We start from the raw sequence: 12,205 nt of genomic DNA, 5'->3' as shown, positions 1-12,205 counted from the left end.
TCGGCCGCGGCGACCCGGTGGGGGCGAACGGGTCAGGCGGCCGCCGGGATGCTGATCGCGGTGACCACCAGGCCCCGGCCGACCAGGAACCGGCCGGCGAAGGCGCCCACCGGCACCCCGCCGAGCACCGGGCCGGGCACCAGCAGGTGGGCGGTGAACGTCCCGGCCGGATCGAACACGATGTCCGCCTCGGCGAAGTCCAGCCACCGGCCGGTGAGCGGGAACCACGCCTTGTAGACCGACTCCTTCGCGCTGAACAGCAGGCGGTCCCAGCAGACCGACGGGTCGGCGGCGCTCAGCGCCGTGGTGCGGGCCCGCTCGGCCGGCAGCGCGATCGCGTCGAGCACCCCGTCGGGCAGCGGCGCGTGCGGCTCGGCGTCCACCCCGAGGGTGGCGAAGGCCGCCGTACGGCCGAGGACGGCCGCCCGGTAGCCCTCGCAGTGCGTCATGCTGCCGACCACGCCGTCCGGCCAGACCGGGGCGCCCCGCACGCCGGACAGGATCGGCACCGGGGGGAAGCCCAGCTCGCCGAGCGCCCGGCGGGCGCAGTGCCGCACTGTGGTGAACTCCCGGCGGCGCTTCTCCACCGACGCGGCCACTAGCGCCTGCTCCTCGGGGAACAGGGTCAGGCCGGCGGGGTCGGTGAACGACTCGGCCACCGCCACGGTGGAGGGCAGGATCTGCTCGATCACGTTCGCCGATGCTAGGCGTTGCGGCGACCCGCACCGCCCCGACGCCGGCCGGAGGGTGCACCATAGGGGTCGGGTACGGGTGCCGGGCCGCGCGGGCGGCTGCCAGTCTGGGGGGTGCCCCGCCCACGGGCGGGGCACGCGGATTGGTCGGATGGATGCGGGAAAGCGATGCTCACTGGCAAGGTGGTGCGGTTCGACGAGGTGCGGGGCTACGGGTTCATCGCCCCGGACGACGGCAGCGACGACGTGTTCGTACACGCGAACATGCTGGACGGTGACAAGTGGGCGTTGACGCCCGGTGTCCCGGTGGAGTATGACGCGGTGGAGACCGACCGCGGCCCCAAGGCCGTGCTGGTGCGGGTGGTCGGCGCGGCAGCGGCAGTGGAGCGGGCCGGGACGGCCCGGGCCGGCGTGCCGGTTGCCGGCGGGCGGGGTCGGGAGAGCGGGCAGGTCGCGGGCGGCGCGGACGACGAGGAGGGACTCTGCGACGTGCTCTCCGAGCGGGCGTTCTACGCCGAGACCACCGAGGCGCTGGTGACCTCCGTGCCGGACCTGACCGGGGCGCAGATCGTGGCGGTACGCGCCCGGATGCTGGCCCTGGCCCGACGGCACGGCTGGGTGGAGGGCTGACCGCCGCCCGTTTCGGGCCGGAGCGTCCGGCCACGGCGGGGGCGGGCCGGCGCACGCCGATCGGCCGCAGGGCGCAGTAGGCCGCACGGTGCGAAGCGGCCGGGTCAGCCGGCGTCGACCAGCAGGGACTTCCTGATCCGGCCGAGCGCGGTGCGGGGCAGCTCGTCGACGAAGTGCACCCGCCGGGGGCGTTGGGCCGCCGAGAGGTGCCGCCCGACGTGGTCGATCAGCACCTGCGCGGTCACGCCCTCGGCGGCGACGACGTAGGCCGTGACCTGTTCGTCAAGCGTGTGGTGCGGCGTGCCGACGACGGCGGCGTCCCGGACGCCGGGATGGCTCATCAATGCCTCCTCGACCTGGCCGGCGTGCACCCGCCGGCCCCGGCTGTGCACCACGTCGAGCCCCCGCCGTCCGATGATCCGGTGTGACCCGTCGGCGGCCACGGTTGCCAGGTCACCGGTGGCGTGCCAGGGACCGGCCGCGCTCCGCCCGCCGCCGCCGACGTAGCCGCTGAACAGCGTCGGCCCGCAGACGCTCAGCTCGCCCACCGATTCGCCGTCGACCGGCACGGGCCGGTCATCGCGGTCCAGCACCCGGGTCTCCACGCCGGGCAGGGGGGTGCCGACGGCTCCGTCGACCGGCGGGTCGCCGGCCCGACCGGTCAGCGCGATGAGGGTCTCGGTCGTGCCGTACGCCTGGACCGGTGCGTGCGAGGTGAGCAGCCGGAGCCGCTCGGCCACGGCGGCGGCAAGCGGGGCGTCCGCGGAGATCAGGATCCGCGCCGCGGCCAGCGACCGGGCCAGCGGGCCGTCCCGCGCGATTCTCCCCCACTGCGTGGGCAGCGCCAGGTACATGGTGCCGGTCGGCCCCGCGCAGGCGTTCCGGTCGAGGTGGACGAGGCGGCTGCCGACCCGCAGCGCGCCGAGCAGGCCGACGACCAGGCCGTACGCCCGGAACAGCGGCGCGCCCTGGACCACGACGTCGTCCCCGCTCCAGCACCAGGCGGCGGCCAGCAGGTCGAGGTCGGCGGCGATGGCGCGACGCGAGATGCGCACCCCGCGCGACGGCCCAGCGGCTCCTCCGGTGTAGAGGATGACCGCGTCGGCGCCCGGCTCGGGCTCGGGATGGTGCGTCGAGGAACGCTGGCGCAGGTCGACGGGAACCGTGGGCAGCCGGTTGCCGCCGGGCAGGCGCGCTCCGAGGATCACCGTCGTCCCGGACTGCCGCAGGATGCGGTTCCGCTCGCACTGCCCGACGCCGGGCGGTAGTGGCACGAGCGGAACGCCCGCGTGAACGGCGCCGAGCATGCCCACGACCGTCTCCAGGGTCGGCGTGGCGTCGACCGCGACCACGCCCGCGCCCTTGATCCGGTCGGCGACCGCGTTGACGCAGCCGAGCAGTGCCTCGCTGGAGAGCGTGCCGCCGGCCATCCTGACCGCATCGGCCCGGTCCGCGCCCGATCCCCACAGCGCCGGCAGCAGTGTCATCCCCGTTATCCCCTGCCAGGGACGTGGACGAGTCGCGGCAGCAACTGGGACATCACGACGGCCACAGGACCCTTCACGTCATGGGGTTCGAGCAGCCCCATATCCGGCCATCCCGCCATCGACGCGGGGTGCCCCGAAATTAGGCTGCGCAATGGTCCGGCACAACCCCTAGCCGCCCGGCCAGGTCCCCTGCCCGAGGACGGCGGGCCAGGTAGGACGCGATGTGGCGTCGCCTTTGGCGATGGCCGGCCGGACCGTTCTGGTTCGCCCGTGACACAGTGGAGTGAATTCCGTCCGGCAGGAGCGTTCGACAATGGAGCCGCATCGACGGCGAAATTGTCGGGCGACCACCGGACGGAGCGACGGGAAATCAATTCCACAAGCCAATTTATTTCAATTTTGAACAGGCCCGACACCCGCGGCGGCACCCGCTCCCGACAGCCGCTGGGCGCATAATTCATTTTTAACAACATAATCGCTTAATGTTCCCAAAGGTCCGAATCGGGCACGCCTGGGACGATGCCGCGACGCAAGCCCGTTCCCTTCCGGCCGATGCGACCACCGGAGGGTCACGCCATCGGAGCGGGGGACGCATTACCTCGCCAAGGCAAACAGAGGATCTCTCATAATTTCCCCCGCCCACCAGGCATCCGGCACCTCCCTGGAAACCGGCCCGGGATGAGCCGGCCGACCACCGACCGGCGACGCGACCAGAACCCTGAGCGCGGGGCGTCGCACGACGCTCGTGAGGACCGACCGGGCGGGGGCCAACGCTCGCCCCAGCCCGGCCGCCGCCACCGGGGTGAACTGCCCACATCCGACCGGCACCAGATTCCGCCCACCCCTGCGACGACCGACCGGACAGGTCCCGGGTGGCATGACGACACGGCCAGCCGGGCCGGGCGGGGACGAACCCTCGCTCGCGGCCCGCGCACACCTAGCACGGGAAGGCGCGACCACCAATGGCCGACATCGTCATAAAAAAGCGACCTCGACGACCGGCGCAACGCCGCTCACGTTACGGGATCAGGTGGCGACTTTCTGTTGTGGACCCCGCGCCGGACGCGTGATGGCGGCAGCAAGGGCACCGAACCGATGTTTGCCTATCCTTTACAAACCTCGGCTTGCCGCCCAATTGCCGAACTGCCATACTCCCACCATCACGGCGGTCGATAGGGGGAGACCGGCCGAGAGGAGCTGGGGAATTATCACCGGCGCTGGCGGGCTGCAACTCGGAGCCGCCAGTCGGTCAAGTCGGTCGATGGTTGCCCGCCACTCCTCGACGGCGATCTATATAACCAAAACTGGAATGGGTCGAGAATTGCCGGTCTCCGATTTCGTCGAGCTCCAGGGCCGCGCAGGGCAGGCGGCGTGCCCGGTGACCGCGGGCCGCCCGCTCCTCCGGAGGCCGCGTCGATGGAGCTGACCGAGCGGTCGTGCCAGCTCGACCTGCTGGAACGCCGGCTCGCGGACCTGATCGCCACCGGCGGCACCCCCACCGGCCGGACGGTGACCGTACTGACCGGCCCGGTCGGCTCCGGCAAGACCGCGCTGTTGCAGACCTTCGCCCGGCGCGCCGGCGAGGCCGGGGCGCGCGTCCTCGGCGCGAGCGCGTCCCGCGCCGAACGCACCGTCCCGCTGGAGGTCGTCCGCCAACTCGTCCGGGCCGCTGCGTTGGATCCCGACGACCGGGCCCGCGTCGGGCGGCTGCTGGACGCGGGCTGCCTCGCCTGGGCCGACGTCGACGGCACCGACGACGAGGACACGGCCCGCAGCACCGCCGCGATCGGCGGGGCCCTGCTCGAGCTGACCGCCCGGGGCCCGCTCGTCATCGCGGTCGACGACGTCCACCACGCCGACGTGGCGTCGCTGCGGTGCCTCGACTACATCGCCCGGCGGATCGCCGGCCTGCCCGTGCTGGTCCTGCTGACCGAGGCGCCGCGCACCAGGCCCTGGCGCCCCGAGGTCTACACCGAGCTGCTGCAACCCGCGAGGCTGCACCGCATCCGGCTCCCGCTGCTCACCGTCGACGGGACGTTCCAGGTGCTCGCCCACCGCCTCGGCGTCCCGGTTGCCCGGACCATCGCCGAGGAGAGCCACCGGATCAGCGGCGGCAGCCCACTGCTGGTGCACGCGCTCGCCGACGACCAGGCCGCCGCGCCCCGGCCCGCGGACCACCCCGTCGCCGGCGAATCGTTCCGGGAAGCCGTGCTGAGCTGCCTGTACCGCTGCGACCACCCGGTCCTCGAGGCTGCCCGGGTGCTGGCCGTGACCGGCGAACCCCTGCACGGCAACCTGCTGTCCCAGCTCGTCGGCGCCCGGTCGCGGTCCGCGCTGGGCGCCGTCGACGGCTCGACCAGCGCCGGGCTGGTCACCGAGGCGGGGCTTCGGCATCCGGCGGTGGGCCAGGCGGTGCTCGACGGGATGACCGCCGAGGAACGCGCCCGGCTGCACCTGGAGGCGGCCTGCCTGCTGCACGACGAGGGCGCACCGCCGGCACGGGTCGCGCCGCACCTGGTCAAGCTCGACGAGCTGACCGAGCCCTGGATGGCGCAGAGCCTGCTGGACGCCGGCGAGCAGGCGTTGGTCGACGGCGAGGTGGAGACCGCCCTGCGGTACCTGCGCCGGGCGAACCGGAACGCCGTCGGCGACTGTTTGCGGGCGCGGATCCGCTCCGCGCTGGCCCGCGCCGAGTGGCAGCTCGACCCGCAGGCGGCGGTCCCCCACCTGATCGGCGTCGCCACCGCCGTCCGCGCCGGGCACCTGGGCAGCGAGCAGGCGGCGGGGCCGATCCAGTACCTGCTATGGCACGGTGAGGTCGACAAGGCCGTCGAACTCGTCCAGCACCTGAACGACCGGGCCGACAGCGCGGATCCGCGGTCCGCGGCCGAGCTGCTCGTCACCACCGGCTGGATGTCCACCCTCTATCCCGGGGTCACGGTCGGCCGGCCCAAGCCCACCACCGCCTCCCGGGACCCGTTCACCATGGCCAAGGTCAGGCGCGGGCTCGAGGGAGCCTCCCTGCTGTCCGCCGCGCTCGAACGCGGTGACGCCACGGTGGTCGACGACGCCGAGCGGGCTCTGTCCACCGGCGGGCTGGACGACGAGTCGAGCATGTGGACCAGCGTCTGCGCCATCATCGCCATGATCTACGCCGACCGGCTGGACCTGGCCGGCGACTGGTGCGACCGGCTGGGGCGCACTCCGGCCGCCCGACGCCACCCCTCGCCATCGGCGACCCTCGCGGTCCTCCGGGCGTCCGTCAGCGGCCGGCTCGGCGACCTGCCCCGCGCGGAGCGGCTCGCGGACGAGGCGCTGGGCCAGCTCTCGCCGAAGGGTTGGGGGGTGGCGATCGGGATGCCGCTCGCCGTCCGCCTACGGGCCCTCACCTTCATGCACGAGCTCGACGCGGCGGCCGCCTGCCTCCAGGTGCCGGTCCCGCCGGCGATGTTCAAGACCCCGATCGGGCTGCACTACCTGCACGCCCGCGGGACGCACGCTCTCGCCACGGGAAGCCCCGAGGGCGCGCTGGCCGACTTCCAGCTCTGCGGGCAGTTGATGACCTCGTGGCGGCTGGACCACTCGGGTCTGGTCCCGTGGCGTACGGAGTCCGCCCGGGCGCTGCTCCGGATGGGCCGCCGCCAGCAGGCCGGGAAGCTGGTCCGGGAGGAGCTGGCCCGGCTGCGACCCGCCCAGCTGCGCTGCCGGGCCGCCGCACTGCGGGTGCTGGCCGCCGCGGAGGACGGGCCGGACCGGATCACCCACCTGCGCAGCGCCGCCCGGCTGCTGCGGCAGTGCGGCGACCGGGTGGAGCTGGCGCACAACCTGACCGACCTCGGCCACGCCTACCAGCAGGCCGGCGACCGGCGGGAGGCCCGCGCCGCGGCCCGGGCGGCCCGGGCCCTCGCCGAGGAGTGCGGCATCCCGCTGCTGCGCGCCAGCACGGCCACCACCGGCTCCGGTTCGGCCGAAGGCCCCGCCGGCACGGCGGTGGTGGTCGACGGGCTCAACGACGCGGAGTCCCAGGTGGCCACCCTGGCCGCCCAGGGCCACACCAACCGCGAGATCGCCGAGAAACTCTTCCTGACGGTCAGCGCCATCGAACAGCGGCTGACCCGGATCTACCGGAAGCTGCACGTCAACTCGCGCAACGAACTGGCCGCCCGGCTGCGGCTGAACCGGCCCGGCGCGACCCTGCTGCACCCGCCGCCCCCAGGGCAGAGCGAACCGGGGGGCCGTCCACGCGGGCCACGGTTCCGCTGACCGTCACCCGCCGTCCGCGCTCGCCGTCCCGTCCTGACCGCCTCCCTGCGGCAAGGTCCGGCGGGCGGGCGGCCGGCGCCCACCGACAGCGGACGGCTGTTCATCGGGTCACACTCCGGCCGTCCGGCCTGCCCCAAAGAACCGCGGTGTGGCACCGTCGAGGCGTACCACCGAAACCGGGCGTTCACGCTGTGGTCATCTCCGGCTGTCCGGCCAATCCCGACACCCCTCGCGGCGCCATGCGCAACCCCTAATGACGGACAAGATCCGCAGGTTTGCGCGCGAAACGATGGGGTCTCGCGCCCGTTGTCGCACCACCCCCCCGATGCCAGACTCGCCTGGTCGCACGGACCGTCCCCTGAACGGCGCGGTCCGGCGACAAATTTCCAGGTCCATCCGGCACGGCGGCCCGGTGCGCTCCACCCCTACCCCCGGTAGGCGCGGTGGAGGGGCGGCCGTCCGGCAAGGGGGAGCGGTGTCGGGCAGCGCCGGGGTTCCGGTTCCGCACCGCGTACGAGAAGGGCTGACACGCTGGTGTTGGTGCAGCAGGAGGAGCAGACGACCCGTCTCCGGCGGGCGTTCCGCGCGTGTGAGGAGCAGCAGCGAGGACACGTCGCGCTGGTCACCGGCGCGGTGGGGAGCGGCAAGACCAGTCTGTTGGAGGCGTTCGGCGAGTGGGCGGCCGCCACCGGCGGACAGGTGATGAGCGCTGCCGGTTCCCGGGCGGAGCGCGGGCTCCACCTGGGAGTGATCGGGCAGTTGTTCCACAGTGCACGGCTCGCGCCCGACGCGGCGGCCCGGGTCGAAAAGCTGATGGGCGACGCCACCTTCGCCATGTCCCTGCCCGAGCCCGGCGGCGAGGCCGCCGAGGGCGACCGGGCCTGGGCTCCCCTGCTGCACGGCCTCTTCGCCACCCTGCTCGACCTGACCGGCACCGGGCCCCTGGTCCTCGTCGTCGACGACGTGCACCACGCGGACCCGGCCTCGTTGCACTGCCTTCTCTACGTGACCCGTCGGCTGCGCCATGCCCGGATCATGGTCGTACTCGCCGAGGCATCGACGCTGCGCCCGCCGCACCCGCTGTTCCGGGCCGAGTTGCTCAGCCAGCCGCACTTCGCCCGGATCACCCTGCCGCCGCTGACCGTGGACGCCATCGCCCGGCTCGTCGGCGGCGACACCGAGACCGCCGAGGCCCGGGAGACGGCGGAACGCTGCGTGCACATGACCGGCGGCAACCCGCTGCTCACCCGGGCGCTGCTCGAGGATCGGGCCGGCGGCGGGACGGGCGACGACGACTCCGGCGCGACCGTCGGCGACGCGTTCGACCAGGCCGTGCTCGGCTGCCTCTACCGGCACGAGCCCGGGGTACGCCGGGTGGCGCAGGCGCTGGCGGTGCTCAACCGGCCCGCCCCGACCGAGCTGCTCGGTCACCTCCTCGACGTGGCACCCGAGGCCACGGTCCCGGCGGTGCGGGTGCTGCGCACCTCCGGCCTGATGGAGGCCGACCAGCTGCGCCACCCGCGCATCCTGCACTCGATCCTCGGCGACATGTCACCCGACGAGCGGCGGGGCCTGCACCAGCGGGCCGCCGAGGTGCTGCACGACCACGGCGCCGAGCCGAGCGTGGTCGCCGAGCATCTGGTGGCCGCCGGCGGGGCGGACGCGCCGTGGGTGGTGCCGGTGCTCCAGGACGCCGCCGGACACGCCCTGGCCTCGGGCCGCCCCGACGTGGCCGCCGCCTGCCTGCGCCTCGTCTCCCGCGTGTGCGTGGACGAGCGGCAACGGGCCGCCACCACCGAGATGCTGGTGAGCGCCCGCTGGCAGGTCAACCCGCTCGCCGTGAACGGACACCTCAGCGAGCTGGTGGAGGCGGCGCGGGCCGCCGGGTGGTCCAGCGATGTCGGCCTGTCCGCCGTGCCCTACCTGCTCTGGCAGGGTCGGGTGGAGGAGGCCACCGAGGCGGTCAGCGGCTTCTCCACGGAGGACGAGCACGGCCCGGGCGGCGTGGCGACGCGGCTGCGGATGATGCAGCTGCTGGTCGCGCTCTCCCACCCGGACCACCTGGCCACGGTGCGGGAGGCTCCGACGGCGTGGAGCCGGGCGGCGAGCGCGCCGGCCACGATCAGCCCGCTGTTGCAGGCGGTGACGGTGCTGCACACCGCGCTGACCCCGGCCGCGGAAAACGACACCGTGGCGACCGCCGAGCAGCTCCTCCAGCGTCACCACACCGACGACGGCTCGCTGGGTCTGCTGACCGCCCCCCTGCTGGCGCTGCTGTGGGCGGGCCGGTCCGACCGGGCCGCCGCCTGGGGTGACGTCCTGCTCGGCCGGCCGGCCGCCCGACACGCTCCGGTGTGGCGGGCCGTCATCCGGGCGGTCCGGGCCGAGGCGGCGCTGCGCGTCGGTGACCTGCCCGGCGCCGAGCACCACGCCCGCACGGCGCTGGAGGACATCCCCGCTCCGGCATGGGGTGTGGCGGTCGCGGGCCCGCTGGCCACGCTCATCGCCTGCGCGACCGAGGCGGTGCGGCTGTCCGAGGCCGACCGGTGGCTCGCCCACCCGGTTCCGCCCGGCATGTTCCGCACCCCGCTGGGACTGCACTACCTGGCCGCCCGCGCCCGGCACCACCTGGCCGTACGGCGGCCCCACGCCGCGATCACCGACCTTCGGCGGTGCGGCGAGCTGATGCGCACCTGGGGCATCGACGCCGCCGGGCTGGTGCCGTGGCGGCTGGAGCTTGCCCGGGTGCAACTCAGCGTCGGCAACAAGGCGCAGGCCACGCAGCTTCTCCAGGAACAGCTGCGGGTGCCGCACGGGGTCGACGACCGGACCCGGGGTCGGACGCTGCGGCTGCTCGCCACCACCGCCGCCCCGGACCACCGGCGGAAGCTGCTCTCCGAAGCGGTCAACCTGCTCCAGTCCAGCGGCGACCGCCTGGAGCTCGTTCGAGCCCTCGGCGACACCGGCCAGACGCTGCAACGGGCCGGCGACTCCGCCCGCGCCCGGCTACTCGTCCGCCGGGCCTACCAGCTGGCCCAGGACTGCGGCGCGTCGGTGCTGGCCCAGCGCCTGATCCGGCGGGAGCCGGGCAGCGGACTGCCGGCGTACCCGACGGCCGCCGAGATGCAGGAGCCGGACGACGGGCTGAGCGACGCCGAGCGTCGGGTGGCCGCGCTGGCTGCCCAGGGGCACACCAACCGGCAGATCTCCAGCAAACTGTTCATCACCGTGAGCACGGTCGAGCAGCACCTGACGCGGGTCTACCGCAAGCTCGACGTGAAGCGACGCACCGACCTGCCGTCCCGGCTCGTCGCGTACGCGGAGGGGCTGGCCGAGGAGACGCAGGGCGCCGCCTCCTGACCCACGCCGAGGGGCGCCGCGCCCACGCACGGCGCCCCTCGGCGCGTACGACAGCCGCAGGCTCAGCCGACGGCGACCCCGGCGGGTCGGCGGGCCGGGGCCTCGTCGCGGTGCCGCAGCACGAGGTCGGCGGCGGCGACGACCCCGCCGGCCCGTCGCATCCGCCGGCTCCACAGCTCGGCCCGCTCCCGGAACGAGTCCTCGCGCAGCAGGCGCGTGAGCTTGGCGACGATGTCCTCGACGTCCAGGGCGTCGGTGTGCTCGACGGCCAGCGCCACGCCGCTGTCGACCGCGCGCGCCGCGCCGTCCGGGCAGTCCAGCCAGAACGGCATCACCAGCTGCGGCGTGGCGAAGTGGACGCCCTCGTGGACGGCGTTGGCGGCGCCGTGGTTGAAGAAGGCGCGCACGTGCGGGTGGGCCAGCACCCGCAGTTGCGAGGGCAGCCACGCCTCCACCCGCAGGTTGCCCGGCAGCCGCTCGGCGGGCGGGAGGAACTGCTGCTGGCCTGCGGGCAGTTTCCACAGCACGGCGTGCTCGGGCCCGAGCCGGTCGGCGACCTCGACGATCGCCCTCACCTGCCCGGGGGACAGTCGCATGATCGTGCCAAACCCCACGTAGACCACCGAGGGGTGGTCGTCCAGCCACCGGGTCAGCTCGTCGTCCCCGTCGGCCGGCGGCAGCTCCCGGGGCACCACCGGACCGAGCATCCGCAATGTCGCCGGGGCGGTCGGGAACGGGTACTCGAAGCCGAAGACCGTGTACGACATGAGCGCCGCGGCGGTCTCGGCGTAGAGCGCCGGCCGCATCTCCGGGTTGTGCAGGCCGGCGGCCCTGCGGGCGGCCACGGCGGCGAGGTTCCGCCGCAACCGCTCCGGCCGCGTCAGCGCCCGGACCAGCCGGTTGCGGAAGCGCGCGTTGGTCGCCTGCTGCTGCGGCGTCATCCGCTCCGGCATCCCGGAGAACGGGGTGGGATAGCGGGGTGGCAGCAACTCCTGGAGGAAGTTGGACGGCGGCAGCGAGATGCTGACCACGAAGGGCACCTGCCGGGTCTGCGCGGCGTCCATGGCATAGGTGGCGAGGCTGTCCACCACGGCCAGCGCCGGCCCGATCTCGTCGATCATGTCGAGGCAGCGCCGGTAGAGCTGCTGGAGGTAGTCGTAGTCGGTGCAGAGATCGACGTAGCGCGCGAAGCTGTCCACCCGGTCGCCGGTGGTCAGCGCCCGGTACGTCGCGTCGTCCCAGGCGTGCGGTGACGACTGCGGGCGGGCCGGCCCGAGCGAGACGAACGAGACCTCGCCTGGGCCGGGCAGCGCCCCCACGTCCGCCCGGCGGTCCTCCGTGGACGCGAAGCACACGTTGCGGACGCCCCGGGCCTTCAACTCGCCCACGATGCTGAGCAGCGGGTTGAACAGCCCGGCGCTGTTGTAGGCGACCACCAGCACGGCTCGGCCGCGGTCGTCTCCGGTTCTGACCACCATCGCCAGCACTCCTTCCCGCCATCTGGCGGCTCGCGCCGTCCCGTTACCTGGGCCGCCGTTCGGCGGTCTCCCGGCGGCACACGGTGCGGTCGCGTGCGGTCGGGCACAGGCGGGCTGATGGTGGAGCCGTTCAGCCAGGCGAGCGGGGTCGGCTGTCAAGGCGTGTCGATGCGGCACAGGGGTCGGCGGAGCGTCGGGGCGAGGGTTTACCACTCCTTGGCAGCCCGGCACCCTCTGTTACCGCTATCTATATAGATAGTCATAACTTACATGAAGACGATGGCGTGGCGGTGCG

General features: G+C 74.0%; 6 protein-coding genes. 3 read left to right on the top strand and 3 right to left on the bottom strand.

Translation table 11 applies throughout. The features are described 5' to 3' along the window. Nucleotides 1-32 precede the first annotated feature (32 nt). Nucleotides 33-692 carry a 4'-phosphopantetheinyl transferase family protein gene (locus tag ABT006_RS28775; RefSeq protein ID WP_350711474.1) on the bottom strand — a complete coding sequence of 220 codons (660 nt, stop codon included), beginning with the start codon at nt 690-692 and terminating at the stop codon, nt 33-35. Between the two features lie 168 nt (nt 693-860). Here ABT006_RS28775 and ABT006_RS28770 point away from each other — a divergent pair, with 168 nt between their 5' ends. Next, complete coding sequence (locus tag ABT006_RS28770; RefSeq protein ID WP_350711472.1) at nt 861-1,322, top strand: cold-shock protein; 462 nt, start codon at nt 861-863, stop codon at nt 1,320-1,322. A 104-nt stretch (nt 1,323-1,426) separates the two neighbouring features. Here ABT006_RS28770 and ABT006_RS28765 read toward each other — a convergent pair whose 3' ends face one another. Beyond that, nucleotides 1,427-2,809, bottom strand: coding sequence for an AMP-binding protein (locus tag ABT006_RS28765; protein ID WP_350711470.1), 1,383 nt, complete (start codon nt 2,807-2,809; stop codon nt 1,427-1,429). A gap of 1,416 nt (nt 2,810-4,225) precedes the next feature. On the opposite strand from ABT006_RS28765, the gene ABT006_RS28760 reads away from it, so the two are divergent. Together ABT006_RS28760 and ABT006_RS28755 are read left to right on the top strand one after the other, a co-directional pair. Beyond that, entirely contained in the window at nt 4,226-7,072 is a 2,847-nt protein-coding gene (locus ABT006_RS28760) for an AAA family ATPase (RefSeq protein WP_350711468.1), read from the top strand. 540 nt (nt 7,073-7,612) lie between these two features. Continuing rightward, a complete protein-coding gene (locus tag ABT006_RS28755; RefSeq protein ID WP_350711466.1) occupies nt 7,613-10,432 on the top strand; it encodes a helix-turn-helix transcriptional regulator in 2,820 nt (939 codons plus the stop codon). Between the two features lie 62 nt (nt 10,433-10,494). On the opposite strand, the gene ABT006_RS28750 is transcribed toward ABT006_RS28755, so the two are convergent. Next, nucleotides 10,495-11,910 (bottom strand): glycosyltransferase, encoded by a 1,416-nt coding sequence (locus ABT006_RS28750; protein ID WP_350711465.1) that lies wholly within the window; start codon nt 11,908-11,910, stop codon nt 10,495-10,497. Between the last annotated feature and the right edge of the window lie 295 nt (nt 11,911-12,205).

Source organism: Micromonospora sp. NPDC002717, from assembly GCF_040295705.1.
GTDB lineage: Bacteria > Actinomycetota > Actinomycetes > Mycobacteriales > Micromonosporaceae > Micromonospora.
The sequence above is the reverse complement of the archived record's forward strand: the minus strand, read 5'-3'. Positions and strand labels throughout refer to the sequence as shown.